The sequence below is a fragment of the Carnobacterium gallinarum DSM 4847 genome (assembly GCF_000744375.1).
In the GTDB taxonomy this organism is placed as follows: Bacteria; Bacillota; Bacilli; order Lactobacillales; family Carnobacteriaceae; genus Carnobacterium; species Carnobacterium gallinarum.
Genome location: NZ_JQLU01000005.1, coordinates 2,662,160 through 2,679,374, shown reverse-complemented (window position 1 = coordinate 2,679,374; position 17,215 = coordinate 2,662,160). Strand labels below are relative to the sequence as shown.

The 17,215-nt window shown below is 32.1% G+C and carries 16 protein-coding genes; 2 read left to right on the top strand and 14 right to left on the bottom strand.

Annotation, left to right across the window (positions count from 1 at the left end):
• From BR43_RS17120 to BR43_RS17065, 12 genes are all read right to left on the bottom strand, one after another.
• The gene (locus BR43_RS17120) at positions 1 to 1,932 is read right to left on the bottom strand and encodes a DUF6382 and FHA domain-containing protein (RefSeq protein WP_034564172.1); all 1,932 of its coding nucleotides are present in this window, start codon (positions 1,930 to 1,932) and stop codon (positions 1 to 3) included.
• Positions 1,933 to 1,958: 26 nt separating this feature from the next.
• On the bottom strand, positions 1,959 to 2,480 hold the full coding sequence (locus BR43_RS17115) for an A24 family peptidase (protein ID WP_034564170.1): 522 nt from the start codon (positions 2,478 to 2,480) through the stop codon (positions 1,959 to 1,961).
• A 28-nt stretch (positions 2,481 to 2,508) separates the two neighbouring features.
• Complete coding sequence (locus BR43_RS17110; protein ID WP_034564167.1) at positions 2,509 to 3,174, bottom strand: TadE/TadG family type IV pilus assembly protein; 666 nt, start codon at positions 3,172 to 3,174, stop codon at positions 2,509 to 2,511.
• Positions 3,175 to 3,244: 70 nt separating this feature from the next.
• Positions 3,245 to 3,829 carry a hypothetical protein gene (locus tag BR43_RS17105; protein ID WP_034564165.1) on the bottom strand — a complete coding sequence of 195 codons (585 nt, stop codon included), beginning with the start codon at positions 3,827 to 3,829 and terminating at the stop codon, positions 3,245 to 3,247.
• A 28-nt stretch (positions 3,830 to 3,857) separates the two neighbouring features.
• On the bottom strand, positions 3,858 to 4,448 hold the full coding sequence (locus tag BR43_RS17100) for a hypothetical protein (RefSeq protein ID WP_034564163.1): 591 nt from the start codon (positions 4,446 to 4,448) through the stop codon (positions 3,858 to 3,860).
• Positions 4,449 to 4,463: 15 nt separating this feature from the next.
• Positions 4,464 to 6,845, bottom strand: a complete 2,382-nt coding sequence (locus tag BR43_RS17095) for a DUF5702 domain-containing protein (protein WP_034564161.1) — start codon at positions 6,843 to 6,845, stop codon at positions 4,464 to 4,466.
• 19 nt (positions 6,846 to 6,864) lie between these two features.
• Positions 6,865 to 7,527: a TadE/TadG family type IV pilus assembly protein gene (locus tag BR43_RS17090; protein ID WP_034564159.1), complete on the bottom strand. Its 663-nt coding sequence runs from the start codon at positions 7,525 to 7,527 to the stop codon at positions 6,865 to 6,867.
• Positions 7,528 to 7,549: 22 nt separating this feature from the next.
• Positions 7,550 to 7,732, bottom strand: a complete 183-nt coding sequence (locus tag BR43_RS17085; protein WP_034564157.1) for a Flp1 family type IVb pilin — start codon at positions 7,730 to 7,732, stop codon at positions 7,550 to 7,552.
• 108 nt (positions 7,733 to 7,840) lie between these two features.
• Positions 7,841 to 8,713, bottom strand: a complete 873-nt coding sequence (locus BR43_RS17080; RefSeq protein ID WP_051934020.1) for a type II secretion system F family protein — start codon at positions 8,711 to 8,713, stop codon at positions 7,841 to 7,843.
• An 11-nt stretch (positions 8,714 to 8,724) separates the two neighbouring features.
• Entirely contained in the window at positions 8,725 to 9,684 is a 960-nt protein-coding gene (locus BR43_RS17075) for a type II secretion system F family protein (RefSeq protein ID WP_034564155.1), read from the bottom strand.
• Between the two features lie 15 nt (positions 9,685 to 9,699).
• Positions 9,700 to 10,932 (bottom strand): TadA family conjugal transfer-associated ATPase, encoded by a 1,233-nt coding sequence (locus BR43_RS17070; protein ID WP_034564153.1) that lies wholly within the window; start codon positions 10,930 to 10,932, stop codon positions 9,700 to 9,702.
• Entirely contained in the window at positions 10,925 to 12,031 is a 1,107-nt protein-coding gene (locus tag BR43_RS17065) for an AAA family ATPase (protein ID WP_034564152.1), read from the bottom strand. Before BR43_RS17065 ends, BR43_RS17070 begins: the two co-directional genes overlap by 8 nt.
• A 298-nt stretch (positions 12,032 to 12,329) precedes the next feature.
• Between BR43_RS17065 and BR43_RS17060 the strand changes: the two genes are divergently transcribed.
• The gene (locus BR43_RS17060) at positions 12,330 to 13,682 is read left to right on the top strand and encodes a GHKL domain-containing protein (RefSeq protein ID WP_034564150.1); all 1,353 of its coding nucleotides are present in this window, start codon (positions 12,330 to 12,332) and stop codon (positions 13,680 to 13,682) included.
• The gene (locus BR43_RS17055) at positions 13,675 to 14,454 is read left to right on the top strand and encodes a LytR/AlgR family response regulator transcription factor (protein WP_051934019.1); all 780 of its coding nucleotides are present in this window, start codon (positions 13,675 to 13,677) and stop codon (positions 14,452 to 14,454) included. Before BR43_RS17060 ends, BR43_RS17055 begins: the two co-directional genes overlap by 8 nt.
• 505 nt (positions 14,455 to 14,959) lie before the next feature.
• On the opposite strand, the gene BR43_RS17050 is transcribed toward BR43_RS17055, so the two are convergent.
• Positions 14,960 to 16,222, bottom strand: coding sequence for an ABC transporter permease (locus tag BR43_RS17050; RefSeq protein WP_034564148.1), 1,263 nt, complete (start codon positions 16,220 to 16,222; stop codon positions 14,960 to 14,962).
• On the bottom strand, positions 16,215 to 17,114 hold the full coding sequence (locus BR43_RS17045; protein ID WP_034564146.1) for an ABC transporter ATP-binding protein: 900 nt from the start codon (positions 17,112 to 17,114) through the stop codon (positions 16,215 to 16,217). The genes BR43_RS17050 and BR43_RS17045 overlap by 8 nt, the downstream gene beginning before the upstream one ends.
• Positions 17,115 to 17,215: the final 101 nt, after the last annotated feature.

The following is a 17,215-nucleotide window of genomic DNA, read 5'->3' as shown; positions in this document are numbered from 1 at the left end:
CTAACTAATTTTTACATTTTTTAATAAATAATGAACCGATTTCAACTGAATACGGTCATTCTCTTTAACTTCATACATTTCATAAGGTTGTAATTTAAACTCGTTTAAAAAAGTACCATGTTTTGAATTTAGATCACGAATCATCACAACATCATCTAAATAAAAAAGTTCAAAATGAATACGAGAAGTTCCCTTTTCATTTTCAAAATAATCTACTCGATTTTCATTACGACCCACTAAAAAATGTTTTTTATGAATATCGATTTTTTCAGAACCATGATTCTTTTCAAAACGTTCTAATGTTAACAATGGTTTAGCGTTCATAAAGAACACTTTATTTTTTAAAATAGTAGACATTTTCTTTTCTATCTTTGAATCTGATTCAATTTTTTTCGGCTGACTTTTTAATGTATAACTAATCTTACTTTTAGCTATTATTTGAGAGTCTACTTCCGCTTTTAATTGCTTTTCTTCCACTATTTCTTTTTGCAATTCTTGTAAATATTCTTCTTTAATTTCAGCTTTGAAATCCGCTAACGCTTGCTCACTTGAAGCAACACTCGCTTGTTTCAATGACTCATTTGTTTCAAGAATATTACCGTCAACTAATTCGACTTCCGAATTGCCTTCATTAAATGGACCATTTTCTGCAGCTAATAATTCAGCAATCTTTTGCTTTGGCATCTCATTAGACGGTTGTTTTTTCGTTGAAAAACCTAAGCTGTTTTTTTCTGGATTTGTTTGCGAAACTTTTGTTAAGCCCATCTTTTTTATGAATAAAAATGTAACTCCACCAATGATCAGAATTCCGATACCTAACACAAATCCATTGTCTATTAACTGTTGCAAAACAACCAATGCCATTAATCCAAGTACAATCAAAGCGATTTTATTTCGTTTATTTTTTTCCTCAATTGTCAAAGGCGTTTTTTCTTTTTTAGACTCTTTAATAACCGTATTTTTAGTAGCAGACTTCTCTTCAGGAAAGGCTTCATTCACTCGCTTTTTCATTTTTTGACTATAATTTAAACCAATAATAATAACTAATCCTCCTAAAGCGAGTAGAATCAGTTTATCTGCCACCAATTGAGAAATAACCACAAGTGCTAGAATACTTAATAGTCCCACTGCTAGGTTGTCTTTTTTTAATTTTCCCTTGGCAGCTATAAAATCTTCATTTTGACTATTTTTTGCATCTTTATTCTTTTGATCTATTTCCACTTTTTCTGATTGCTTTTTAAAGAGATTCATAAACTTAGTAAAACTCGTATCGGTTGCTTCATTTTTTAAGTTTGCACTCGCTGATGCACCTACCTGTTTACTAAAACTATGCTCCTCTTCCATTGGCGGCAACGCTCTACTTTGACGATAAACTAGTTTTCTAAGTCCCTGAATTGAAAAATGTGGTTCCTTCAGATACGTCAATAATTCTTCTAAATCCACTTCAATTTCTGCTTCAGGATCAATTTTTTGCAGGAATTTTTTAGTTATTTGTTGAATTTGTTCCTCTATTGTAAACTGGAAAAAAAGATCGTTTAATGGCAAATAAACTAATTCTACTCGTTGTAATGAATCAACATAAAAAAGAGTATCGATTTCAATCAGAAAATGTTGTCGATTTAGCATATATTCTTCTGCCTGTTCGATTTTTTTAATCATCTCTAATAATAGTACATATATTTCTTCAACCTTCAAATAAGTATTCTTTTGAATATAATCTGCTACGCTGCGCTTCTCATCTAGAGAAAAATCAATTGCAAATTCAAAGTCTATTTGTTGAATGTGAATTGGAAGTAGTTGCTGTATTCGATTATGTTCCAGCATTTTCTTCTCAATCTCAATAAAATCCTCTTCTTTAAAAGCGGCTCCTGACTCTTTGCAATAAACTAACTTCTTCCCACTTCGTTGATTTATTTCCTTTTTTAATTTCATCTTCTCATTCCCTCTTTTCAAACCAATTAAACAAGATATACATAATAAATCGCAATTAATGCTCCCGGTACTACGGCTATCATAAAGGGCATTGTTTTAGCTTTGGTGACTTTAAAAACCTCTAATGGCTCTGTCGTTTTCACTTTTATCGATGTCCATATATGTTGAATAGCTGTTAACATTCTCGAGAGAAATGTTCGCGTGAATAAAAGAATGAGAATAGCTAAAATTCCTCCTACAATAATGGTGTACATCATACAATACAAAGAAAATTCAATTCCCATTATGGCTCCAATAACAGCGAATAATTTAACATCGCCTGCTGCTAATGCTTTAAAAACATAGAGGATCATCATAATTCCACCACTAACTAAAAAACCTAACATACTATCAACTAATCCACCAACTCCAGAGACACCAATTGTATTTATAAATGCTAAAGGCAAAAAAAATAAAATTAATTTATTTGGAATAAGATTGTAGCGAATATCATAATAAAAAGCAATTCCTAAAAATACACATAACATTAGTACCGATGTTCCAATCATTTAGTTCTCCTTTTTTACTTATTGACTGTTACCTATTAGTCGTCCACAAATATCCACCTGCTACACTTTGAAGATTTACTTTATATCCATTAAGAAATGGCAAATTCAAAGGCACAACATACGAAACCCGAACTTTATATAATTGTTCTTTTCCAGTAGCCTGAACGGGGTTAACTTCTTCTATTTTTATATCACCTGAACCATAGTAGCCACTAATTTCACCATTATCTTTCATTCGGATATTAGATTTAAATACATCTTTTAATTTGCTATTAGACCAAGGTCCCTCTTTTCCTACAATTTTTTCGTAATAGCTTGAACCAATTGCATCAACTGGTAATCCTCCGTCAATTCCATTTCCAACTAACTCTTTAACATATGTGTCAATTCCACTAATGTTCAACATTTTCGCTGCCTCATCTGGTTGTTTACCGATCCATTGATCAATTCCACCATTGGCTTTAGTCTTTAACTCTTGTTTCAGTTCATTTCCCTTATCAATCACAATACTAATTCCATATGCTGAGGAATTAACCGATTGAACTAAGTCTGAAGTTGATTTATCCAAAGCCATTTGAATAACCGAAATTCGGATCAATGTCCACAGTAAAAAAATAAACATTAAAAAAATTGGTAAAATCATAGCTGTTTCCAAGAGTAGGCTACCTTTTTCACACTTTAACCAATTGTTCAATAATTACTCACCTCCTCCTTTTAACTAGGGTTTAAACATGATACGTTTTTATTGAGAACTGAAACACTTTTTATTCAGGTACATAGTCTCCAATTTCATCTGCTTTAATATCATATGAAAACACAGTTGTTATCCCTTCTAATCCCCATGTTAATTTGCTGTCTAATTTTCTGAAATCAGTAACCATTTTTCCAGTTATACTTTCGCCAACACCTAGTTTTGCAGAGCCATCAATATCATTAAATTCATAATCCACTCCAAAATCAAAAATAGCAGGCCCTATTTTCATATTCTCTAATTGTTCTAATGGTAAAGCTTCTTTTCCAACATTTTTTATAGTAATATCGGCAATAATAAAACTACTTTCATATTCCGCCTCTGATCCACCTAGTGGTTGATCAGTAAATTCTAACTTATTCAAAGTAAAATCAAATGCATATTTCCCTTTAAAAGCTTTTGCATAGTTTACCGATACTAAATCTCCAATTCTTAATCCTTTATAACTTTCGATATCATCTGTTTTTTCTGATATCTTTTTAGATGGACTTTCTTGATTTGATATATTTTCCTTGTTCATACTTTCTTCCTTATTATTTCCACACGCTCCTATAATCAACATACTTCCTAATACCATTGTCATTACTAATTTTTTCATGTTTATCTCCTTTTAAAATATGCAAAGCTTATTCAGCTACATAGTCTTTCATCTCATCTACCTTGATATCATATGAAAATAATGTGGAGTACCCTTCTAGCCCATAGGTTATAGTGCCATCTAGATTTTTATAATAAACAATCATTTTTCCTGTTTTACTCTCACCTTTTGATAATTTTTCTGAATCATCTAACTCCTTCAAATCAAAATCTGAACCGAATGAAAAAGGAGCTCCACTATATTGTAGACTAGCTAATATATCAACATCTAATTCTTCTGTTCCTGTATTTTTAATGGTAACATCAGCAATAATAAAACCACTATCATATCCTGGATCTTTTCCAGCTATCGGTTGGATTGTATATTCTATTTTATTCAACGTAAAATCAAAATCCATCGTTCCATCATACATATCTGCACCTTTAACTGCTACTGTATCACCAATTTTCAAGCCTTTGTAATCACCTAAACCTTCATTTTCTTTAGAATCTTTCTTCTGTTCTGTTGTCACCGATTTTTCTGACGTATCTTCTTTTGATGATGTTTCTTTAGTCGTGTTTCCACAAGCTCCTAAAATAAATATACTTCCTAATACCATTGTCATTACTAATTTTTTCATGTTTATCTTCTCCTTTTAATATGAATAATATAATTCTGTTTTCAACTCAATTTCTCCATCGACTAACTTACTATCTAGAGTAGTAAAAGTTTTAACGGCGTTAGGTAAAAACCAAGGTTTAATTTTTGCTGTATTTGTTACCTTTATTTGGGTTGGTTTTATCCCGACTCCTTTTTCTTCACTTACTTGTTCTACTACTGCTAATGCTCGAGCATATTGATTTTTCCGTTCAAATAATAACATTAAACGTAAATAGTCTCGATATGTTAAAGTTAATTTTGAAGGGTCAATTTTTCCAATTTTCATTTTGAAAAAAGCTGCAGATTTATCTTTACGTTCTATATCATTTGATTTAGTTAACTTAATAATATCCTTTACAGTTTCAATAATCGTATACGATATCAATGCTGCTAAACCAACCAAAATATTAACGCTAAAAGCTTTTTGAACAGCCTTATCAAATGCACCCGAAATCAAATTACAGACTAACCGTATCATAATCAATTCCAACAATGCTGATGCATAATTCGCACCTGGTGTACTTTTTCCATACATCAAATATTCAACTTGCTTATTCTGGAACTCAAAATCAGAAATCAAACCATCTATATTATCTGGATCGATTGTATCTGTACCAAATAGACTGACTGGTTGGCTTGTACCAAACTCGCCTAATAAATATTCATTCAATAAAGCTCGGTTCTTCAGTTGATTGCCCATGGTTGTTAGCGTGTCTAACAGATCAAAACTTTGATCAACTAAATCATCGGCATCGGTTGATGGCGCTTTTCCTTCTGGGTAGTCCTTCTGATTTTCAGCGTCATTACTTTTCATAATCGCTTCTAAATTATCGTAAATCGCTTGTTCAGAATCTAATTTGTCTTTAGCCGTATTGATTACGTCCATAATCTTACCTAAATCTTTCATACCACCAGCTGTCTTTTCTTTTTCTGCTTCCTCTTGCTTTTTCTCATCTTCAGATAATTCTTGACGGACCTCTTTTTCTTTAGAAGTCGTCACTACTGCATCAATCGCTTGATTGATTTCATTAATTCCACTATTCTCAATAGCTGATATTTCTTTGCCTAAATACAAATCGACTACAGATTGATAACCAACTGCCATTGCATGATTTTTATTTTTAGTAACCCGATTTGTTACTGATTGTTCTATTTGTTCTTTAGTAGAGTCTTGATCAATTTTCAGATCATTTTTATCAATGGCTAAACTTTTATCTATGCCCGGTTTTAAAGAAGCTTTTTTATAGCCCTTTATTTTTTTACTATAGGCTTCTAACTTGCCTTGATAGGTTTCTAAATTTTTTTTTGATGTTTGAATTTTCCCTTGCATATCTGTCAACTTAACTGGATCTACATAGGCTTTTTGTATCGCCTCGCGCATCTCGTTAATTTCTTTTGAATCGCCACTTGGTAGATTGCCAAGCTTCTTTTTTATTTCTTCATTGGAAGTAATAGCCGCTTTTATTGCGGATTCAGCAGTTTTTAATTTAGATAGTGCATTCTTTACTTCCGTTACTTTTGCGTTAATGTTTGTAACTTCATTTCCCAAACTCGTTTCAGCATCGGTTCCCGCATCTTTTAACTTTTCTAATTCCTCATGATGCTTATCCATTTGAATCTTTAAGTTCGCCTTTATCTTTTCATCAGTTTCATTTTCATAAGCTTGTTTAAAAATTGCTTGTTGTTTATTTTCAAAACTATCTCCCGATTCAACAAAATACGTTTTAATAAAAATAGCTTGATTATAAGCTTCAATTTGACTTCGATTTAAGCTTAGTTGGATTGGAGCAATCTCAATGTTTTTTAACTCTTCTTCAATTTCTTTAATATTTTCCAGCCTTTTTTCCATTTCTGCTTTAATTTTCTTTTGTTCTTTCATCATTTTTTTCAATGCTTGGGTATCTCGTCCATTTTGAGTAAAAAAATCAAATATTTCAAACGTTTCTTCGCCAAATGCTAATGGTCCTTTATACTTAACTGACTCTAGCATTTGTTGCTTTAATGTTTCTTCACTGGTTAACCCAATACGATCATCAAATTTCATAAAATCAACTTGACTTGTTGAATTTGACAATTCAGCAATATTAAAAAAATTATCTTTAAGTTCAAGATTACTTTTAGTAACATTAGAAGCCATTTCTGTTGCTTTACTCGTATCTCCATCAAAAACAAACAATCCATATCTTCCCATTACTTCTGCATTATAGTTAGACATAATTGAAGCTGCTGCTGTTTTTGTTGCATGTTCTAGTTTTCTTTCAGCAACCATAATTCGCATAAAATCAATCAAAACTGTACTAAATAAGAAAAAAATTAATGAAACAATCATAAAATAAATTGAAACAGAACCATTTTGTCTTCTAAAAAAATTCTCCATCTTATCTCCTTACTTTTAGTTAAAATCCTAATTTACTGAGAATACTTGCCAATTTCCCGTCTTTTTCTAGAGTGTTTTTAAGTTCTCCTACCACATATGCCATAAATCTTAAATCTCGTATACTTTCAACTGTATCTGTCACATCGGCATAAGCTACGGCTTCAACATCCTTATCGATGCCAAATCCTTTTTTCAATAGACTTGGCATCTTAAATCCACTTTTTGCAGTAACTTTAATTTGATTTCGACCTAACAGATTATTTTCAAATTTAATATCTAATTCCACATTCGTACTTTTGTATTTTGTCTTAGCTAAACTTTCTTTAGTCCCGACAACACCACTGCCATTTCCAAAATTAATTCCAAACTGTTGAAGAACATTATTTCCATGTAATCGCCAATATAGACCATCACCATGATCTTGGCTGGTGTATTTTTCAAATAATCCATTATTTTTTCCAATTTCTTGGGAATCACTATTGTAATTCCATACATAAGCTACTTTATCCGCCACTTTTCTAGCTTGATAATGAACTAAAGATTGTTGGTACACAACAATCGTAAAAAGCAACATTGCTACTGTAATAATTAAAATAGCAGGATAGAGAAAAGAGGCTTCTAGCAAAGCACTGCCCTTCTCTGATTTCAAAAATCGCTTTATCTCCACTATATATTCTTCCATCTTCTCTACCCCGCTGATTTTATTATTTGTTATCGACAATATTCGTGATATTCTCGTCGCCTTTATCTAGTAAACTTTGCGCCCAAGTCATGATTTTATCTTTAAACATAACAGCAATCACGACAATAATCGCAATAATCAATAACATTTCTAGTGTTTCCAATCCTTGCTCATCTTTCCAGAAATCTAACATAAAATTCTTCATTCTTGTTCCTCCTTTTTTTTTATTACTTTTATCTATATTTTTTATAAAAGCCTCACCTGATTTTGTTTTCTACTTTTGCAGCCTCACCACCTTTCAGATTTTAGCTTTTTAAAACATAGCCAGTGCTGGATAACCAACAATTACCATAACAACACCAAAAATCATAATTAATGGGAAAACCATTTTTGAAGAGGCTTCTTCCCCCTTCATTTGAGTCTGGGCTTTTCGTTTGCCCCAAAGCGTAGTTGAAAGTTCTTTTAGCGAGTGAACCAACTGTTCTCCACCTTTTCGATAATTCAACAGTAAAGTCGTTGTAAAAACTGACATTTCCTGAATCGCACACTTCTTGCTTAATTGATTTAGGGCTTCTGAAAAAGGTAAATTATTTTCAATTTTTGTAACGGTTTCTGCTAGCTCATAGTACAATGGACTTTTATCAACAAAATCCGCTTTGGCTAATGTACACCGAATAAAAGCTTTCTGGGCTGTTTCACCAGCATTAATTAGCAAGATTAATTTGTTTAGAAATTCTGGCAACTCATGGATGATGGCCATTCTGCGATTTCGTTCTTTTGTATCTAAGTTCTTAACTAATACAAAAGGAATCAATAACGTTAAGATCCCCATCGCGATGGCTCCACTAGTATCATTTGGTTGCATAATGCCAATCAATAACGTAGCAAGAACAGCCAATGTAGTTAAAGAAATTATCTGTGCAAGAAAAGCACGAGTTTGATTAGTGGCATCTTTTGTTCCATAAAGACTGATCATTTTTTGTTGAATATTTGCAATTTGTTTATAGAATTTTTCAATTAGTGAAAAAGTATCTAAGAATTCAAAGGAATACGGAGCCATAAAAGGCAAACCGACTGCTTTTTTGTAGTGTTCAATAAAATCTTTGTATTTTTTTCCAGCTTTCAATAACATCATTAAAATAAAACCAATTAAAACAACAAAACTAATTTTTAAAATAACAGCCATACTTCGTCTCCTTACATTTTGATATTCATAATTTTTTGGCCGATTAAGTAAGCTGCCAATAAAAAGAGTAAACAAACAGTCATAATCACTGGTCCAGGACCATTCCAATCATAAAGTGGATTTAGATAGTCTCCACCAGTAAGTTTTAACAGTAAAACCATCCCAACTGGCATTAAATTCAAGATTTGCGCTTCAAATTTCTTTTGCGAAACAAGAACCTTCATATCTTGTTGAACTTCTAATTTGTCTGAGATAATATCCGCTGTGCGTTTCATTACTTCTACCAAGCTTCCGCCTGTCCGTTTACAGGTCACAAAAACATCGGCAAAATTCATAATATCTTCCACATCAGAACGTTGGGCAAAATCTTCAATCGCACGCTCTAAAGGTTCGCCATTTTCAACCCGACGATTGATAATATCAAATTCTTTTAAAATATACGTATTCGGATCTGGATATAATAGTTTCAAATCATAGGCAACTTCTTGAAAACTACTTTCAGCCGAACGTCCTGCTGCTAATGACGCAGATAAAGATTGAACCGCTTCCTTGAATTGTAGATTAAGGACATGTTTACGCGTTACTAATAATTGCTTCCGGCGCTGAATCGGAAAGAATAATCCAAATAAAGACATTAGTAGAATAATCACTGGTTTTTCATAAAATATATAACCTAAAATAGAAAAAACAAGTCCTGCTCCAATCACGGCAACAATCCATTCCTTTAGGTTCATATGATAATCAGCATAATCGATTAGTTCTCCAATTCCATCTTGTTGTCGTTGATGAATAATCCGCATCTGTGTTGCTCGGATTTTTTTCTTATGCAGCTCTTCTTGTTTTTTTTCAGCATTTTCTTTGGCCGCTTTAGCTTTTCTTTTTTGAATCTTTATAATCAGAACAACCATTAAGACTGTAGCCACTACAACGCCAACAATATTTTGAACGGTTTCAACTGATATTAACTCCATTGTATCGCCACTCCTTTATGTTTCTTCGACTAAACGAATACCTGCCATTGCCAGCTTAGAATGATTTTTCAGCTCATTACCTGTTGGCTTAAGCTCGCCAATTATTTTGCCTTTGTACTCGCCCTCTTCAATAAATTTAAACAACGAATTCAATTGAATCTCGCCATTTTCAAAACCAATAATTTCAGAAACTTCAACAATCTTACGAGTATGATCTCGCATTCTAGATAAATGAACCATAATATCTAAAGCTGAACTTATTTGTTGACGAATTACTTGAACGGGCAAGTTAGCTCCGGTTAACACCATTGTTTCTAAACGGCTTAACATATCATACGTTGAATTACTATGTCCTGTTGATAATGAACCGTCATGTCCTGTATTCATTGCTTGTAACATATCTAATGCTTCTTCTCCACGAACCTCGCCTACAACTACTCGGTCTGGACGCATCCGTAATGAAGATTTTATTAGCTCCCGAATCGAAATCTCACCTTTTCCTTCCGTATTCGCATTTCGTGTTTCCAAACTGACTAAGTTAGGTACGGATTTGATCTGCAACTCGGCTGAATCTTCAATTGTAATAATCCGTTCATCGGCAGGAATAAAATTGCTCATTACGTTTAAAAATGTTGTTTTCCCAGATCCCGTTCCACCACTAATAAAAATATTGTAGCGAGCTTTAACCAACTTTTCTAAAAACTGGGCGACTTCAGGTGTGATACTTTTATATTGAATATAATCTTCGATTGTTAAGGCTCTTTCTGGAAATTTACGAATGGTCATTACTGGACCTTTTAACGCGATTGGCGGCAACACAATATTCACCCGTGAACCATCTTTTAACCTTGCATCAACAATCGGTGAAGACTCGTTGACAATCCTATTCACTTTTGAAACAATCGATTGAATAATATCCTCTAACTTTTCTTGTGATTCAAATTTCAATTCACTTTGAAAGACTTCTCCACGCTTCTCAATAAATATTTCTTCATGGTTATTAATCATAATCTCACTGACTTCACGATCATCTAGCAACGGCTGCAAGGCATCTAATCCACGAAAAGCATGATAAATACGATCAATAATCATCCGAACATCTTTTGATTTAACATTGTGTTCTGCAGCGTAGTCAAAAACAGCATTTTCGACGTATTCCAGCATCTCATCATCGCCAATAGAGTGCATAAAATCTAATGTAGCACGAAGTTCAACCATTAACTCTTTGATTACGGTGTCATCAACCATCACTATTCTCCTCCACTTTTACAAAATTCGTGACAATTAGATTGGCCACAGCTTTACAGTAGCTATCTTCTTCAACTATTGCTGTTGGTTGACGTAAATTCTCCCAACTTCTGACGAAAGGAAGATGATGCATTATAGGCAAACTTGTTTCTAAATGCTGTTCTTGATGACAGTAATTCATGACAAAATGAAGTGCTGAATTTCCCTTAGCCTCTAATCCAACTAAAGTCCGACTATTTTCTAGCATATGTTCAGATTTGAAAATACTCGTTACATCATTTTTAACTAACCAAACAATTTTTTGACTGGCCTGTAAAACTTCAAGATTACGTTCATGTAGTTGGGAATCTAAATCAACAATGACATAATCATAAACATCACTACTTTTTAAAATACCTAATAAATAGTGAATTTCTTCACTTTTCATTTCCAACATCTCCGCTGGATTATTAATAAAGTCAAAGTAATCAAAATTTAAGTATGAGTCCCTTTTTTTGTATTTTTCAATTTTAGAAAGAAGAAGAGTTGATTTTTTTTGAGTGAAATAGATTAGCTCGGAAGATTGTCTCATATCCGTATCATCTTTTAAAAATAAAGCTGTTGAATGGATGGTTTCTAAGTTTAAATAAAGCACGTTTAAATTCAGTTTCGTTAATTCATTAGCAAGATTCAACGCAAAAATAGTTTTCCCTGCTCCAGCAGTACTGGAAAATGTACTAATTATTTTAGTATCTCCATTATTGGCAATAAAATACTCTGTCTGTTCAATTTTTTCAAAATAAAGGGCTAGCACTTCCCCAATCAACTTGGTTAAAGATTGGTATTTTTCGATTAGTGGAAAATCCCAATTGTTTTTTTTAGTATGATCATCTAAACCAATGACAATTGGAATCTCGTGAACTAGTGAACTATCAAAAAAATAAGGAGTCGCCAATAGTAAATCAAAGTTTTCTGACTTAGCTAAAGTTTCAAATGCTTCCTTAGTTGTTGCACTAATTAATTCAAAGCGATTTTTTCCCTCTTGTGATTCTAAATATTCTTTAAACTTTACAACATAGTCTCTTTCCTGATCAGCTAAAATAATTTTTATATTTTTCACTTTCAGATCCTCCTTATTCCCTATAGTCATTTTTAAATTAATGTTATTAAATTTGATTTATCTTTTTATATAAACAACAATTTTTATAATACAAAAAAAACTAGTGAAATAAAACCCCTTTTTCTTAATCGTCTGTTTTCCCTTCTTATTCGTATTTTATTGAAATCAAAAAATACTATTCAACGTACTTAACATACTTATTTTGTTTAATTTTATTGAAATTTCAAAAAAATAAATAATGATTGAACCAAAGTAATATGTTATACTTTGATTATTAATATATTATAGGAGAGCTTGTATGATTTTATTTTTAACAGCATTTTTTGAAAGTAGTTTCCTTACTTTTTTTATATTCACTATTTTCTCTATCAAAAAAAAGCAATCTTTATTTATTTTTTTATTATTTACTTTGATAAATACATTAATTGTTGGTTGTCTTCATTTCTATTCATTTAACTCGTCATTTATTCATGTTCTTTTAGAACTAGTCGTTATTTATTTATATAGCTATATCGTTTCAAAGAAGATTTATTATAGTGGCATTAGTACCATCTTAAGTCTCTTATTTATGTTTTTTATGACTGATACATCTGCTTTGATACTAAGTCTTTTTCATTTTTATCCAAATGATTATTCTAAAGAAAGTATCCTTGTTTTAGGCTTTAACTATCTTTTAGGAATGACTCTAGCTATTTTTGCTGCAAAATTCTTTCAAAAAATACTCAGTAATAAATCGGTTACACAACAATTCTTCAAAGCGAAGACAGTCCTCTACTTAGCCAGCGCAACATTTGCACTTTCTTTAGTATTTTTCATTTTAAATTTAACTATTGAAGCTATTTTCACGGCAAATCCTGAGGTGGTCAACATTACAAATCTTATCTTTTCTATTTTTGGCTTGCTAATTATTATGATTTTTTTCATTCTATATAAAGCATTAATCCGAGAAAGTCATTTATTTCAAAGGAAAATTGAGTTAGAACAGTTACAAAAATATTGTCGTCATTTAGAAGAAAAGTATTCAGAATACAGTCGATTTCATCATGATTATTTGAATATGCACCTTGGAATGGCAGACTATTTTACAACAAAAGATTATGCTGGATTAGAAGTTTATTTTAATCAGCACATCAAGCCAACTAGTTTATCCATAACAACCAATTTTTCTCGGTTACAATCTATTAAAAATATTCGTCTTCCGGAATTAAAAGGCCTAATGTTTATCAAATTACTCCAAGCACAAGAATTAGGTATTGAAGTTTATTGTGAGATTCCAGAACTAATTGAGTCTATTTCATTAAATACATTAGACTTATGTACCGCAGTTGGAATTCTTTTGGATAATGCCATTGAAGCCGCTAGTGAATCGATAAATGGACTACTGACCCTTTCCCTACTACTCTATCCCGACAAAGTTCTTTTTACTTTTGAAAATAGTTTTATCCATTCTGACCTCTCTTTACATGAGTTGTATGAACTTGGCAAATCTACCAAAGGTACACATCGTGGACTTGGATTAACAACATTGGCGAGCATGACTGAAAATCACCTAAATTTTGTATTGGATACTGCCATTGAAGAACAAGTATTTGTGCAAAAATTAACAATATATACCGTTTGTCCTAAGAAAGGAATCAATAGCTATGGTTGATATTTATATCTGTGAAGACAATACCCAATTTGCTAAACTAACTGAACAAACTCTTAATAAACTGATTCGCGACTATCAGCTTAATTTTTCAATCAACCTTGTAACAAAAAAACCTGAAACACTTTTAACTGCCTTGACTTACACAAATGAAGTTGGTTGTTACTTTTTGGATATTGATTTAGGCGAAGATGTTATGTCTGGGCTTGATTTAGCTACTGAAATTCGTAAAATTGATCCCCGTGGCTTTATTATTTTTCTAACTGGGGATGCTCATAAGTTTCATCATACATTTAAATATAAAATTGAAGCGTTAGATTATATTTTAAAAAATGACAATGAAACTATTGAGGACCGTCTTCTGGAAAGCCTGCTAGCTATTACTGATCGTAATACAACGAAATATACTCATAAGGAAAGCTTTATCTTTAGCTTAAACCAATCGCAATTCGTTATTCCTTTTGATGAAATTATCTTTTTTGAGGTATCTTCAAAAGCACATCGAATTGTCATTCACTCTTATAATCGCAAAATAGAATTTTATTCTTCTCTAAAAGAAATTCAACAACAATTGGATGAAAAACAAACTAATTTTTACCGCTGTCATCAATCTTATTTGATTAATTTAAAAAATATTAAACAGTTTGATGCTTCAGAACGCATTGTTCATATGACTAATGGACAGCAGTGCGAAGTTGCTTATCGGGCAATTAAAAAATTAAAAGGTGTGTTGAATTCTTCTAAAATTGTGAATGATAAAAAAAATATCCAGTGAATTATCCATAAAAATGGATTTCACTGGATATTTTTTGACTTGATCTAGGTCCGACGTTCATACCTCACATATAATAAGAAGATGATTGGATTGTTTTAATCCACCCTATATCTGAGTAGATGAGTACATTGTATCGATACATCATTTTCCAGTTGGTGACTTGAAAAAAATCACACAAAATCCTTTTTTTAATAAACTCACATTCTCAGAATCTAAGCCTACAAAGGGCTCATCAAAAATAATTAGCTTTGGTTCATGAATCAATATACATATTCATTGTATTTTGCACTGGTCTCTATTTGAAAGAAGCTTCACCTTAGCCGTCTTTTTTCCTTTAACTTTAAGCTTTTTCAGCGATTCCTCAATCAGCGGTTGAATTTCTTTTTTTGTTTTTGCCTCGTAAACAAGCATAATGACTTATCTGTCATTTTAAACATTGCTAGAGCAAATTAAAAAAATAGACAACAAAACTAATTTATCGTTTTGTTGTCTATCTCCTCTTTAACTAGTTCTTCTTACGCTCATTTCGCATAATCACCCAAGAATTTTTTATTGTTTTAACTAATCCTGTATCTGAGTAAACTAATACATTAGAACGATACATCATTGAAGCAAGATAGGTTAGAACAGCTGTAAAAGCCAGCATAATCACAATTGAAACGATAACACCACCTGTGGTAACCGTATCATTTGCCATTCTAAAAGGCATAATAAAAGGCGTAAATAATGGAACATACGAACCGATTTTTACTAATGGTGCATTTGGTACATTCATCCCATACATTCCACCAAAGAACCCTATCATAATAACGAAAGTTAAAGGTGAAACGGCTTTACTGGCTTCTTCTACTTTGGAAATTAGAGAGCCAAGGAATGCTGCAATGACAGAATACAAAACCATTCCTAAAACAAAGAAGATTAGCGATGAACCAATCAAGCCTTTTAGCATCTCAAAAAGGTCAATTCCTTTTAAGACTTCCTGAACAAAGTCTAAGGATTTTCCAAATTGATACGCAATTGTACCAATCAATAGATAAGATACGATTTGAGTTAAACAAACTAATAAAATTCCTACTAATTTACCAAAAAAATGCTGCGTTGCCGAGACACTAGAAAGAATGATTTCCATAATTCGTGTACCTTTTTCAGAAGCAATTTCTTGTGCAATAATCGCGGAATAAAAAATCATTAAAATATAAATTAGAAAAGAAACAACATAAGCACTACCAATCTTAATCATTTTTGCCGTACTATCAGTGGTTGTTTGTTCCCCACCAGTTTCATCAAATTTCACTGTTTTTGTTTCAATCATGGCCGGTGTCGTTAAATTAACTAAATCTTTTTGACTCAAGTTTAACTCCTTAGCAATTTGATTTGTCTGTATCGTTGTTAAAACTTGGCTCATACTTCCTGTATCTACTTTATCACTTGTTGGAGTTGTTACAAATTCTCCAGAAAGACTAGTTTTATCTTTCTTTAAAACTAAGTAGCCCGCAATCTTTTCTGATTTCAAAGCCTTTTCTGCAGCTTTCTCAGTCGTAATTTTGGCGTTAATCTTATAATTATTATCCGACTTCAATAATTCTGTAATAGCTTTATCTTCTGAAAGAATAGCAATTTCAGGTAATTTTTGGTTTGAATTTACAAAAAAAGCAATCAGTCCAACTACTGCAATTAAAATTACTGGTGACAATACCATCGAAATGAATGCACCTGATTTAACATTTTTCTTATAAACTTCACTGACAATAATCCAAAATTTATTCATTGATACCACCCGCTTTCAGTTTGAATATTTCTTCTAAAGTTGGAGGAACTTGACTAAATGTTGGAATATACCCTTCTTTTGTAACAAGCTTAAATATCTCTTTCCCATATTCTGGATCATTTAGATGCAGAATTGAGATACCATCTGTTGTAACAGTAACTTCTTCAACACCTGGTAAATTAAGTAACTCTTCATGCGTTAAGTTGGATTCAATAAAAATCTTTGTTCGACCAAATTGTTCCCGAATATCTTTTACTTTTCCGTCTAAAACCATATTTCCATTACGTAGCATCACTAGGTGGTCACAAAGCTCTTCCACATTTTCCATTTGGTGACTTGAAAAAATCACACATGAACCATTTTTTCGCAAATCAATAATCCCCTGTTGCAATAAATCTGCATTCACAGGATCTAATCCACTAAAAGGTTCATCTAAAATAACCAGCTTAGGTTCATGGATGAGCGTACAAATCAGTTGAACCTTTTGTTGATTTCCTTTTGAAAGTGACTTAACCTTGTCTGTCTTCTTTCCTTTAACTTGGAATTTTTCCATCCAACCATCAATTAATGGTTTAATTTCTTTTTTTGTCTTCCCACGTAACCGGGCAAAATAATAGATTTGATCCTCAATTGATACTTTGGGATATAATCCACGCTCTTCTGGCAAATAGCCAATTATATCATAATCCTCTTTCGTTATTGGCCTGCCATTCCATAAAACTTCACCACTATCTGCCGTTAAAAATTTTAGAATCAAACGAAAGGTCGTTGTTTTACCTGCCCCATTTTGTCCAATCATACCTAAAATTTCTCCATCATTAATCGTAAAAGACAAATCATTGACTGCTGTTAAATCGCCAAATGTCTTTTTTAAATGCCTAACTTCTAACATTATTTTTCCTCCAATCTTTTCAATCTATAATTAAATTATAATAGTTAGCCTTTAAGAAAGCTATAAGAAAATTAAAATTTTGTTACTAATTGAGCTAGGAA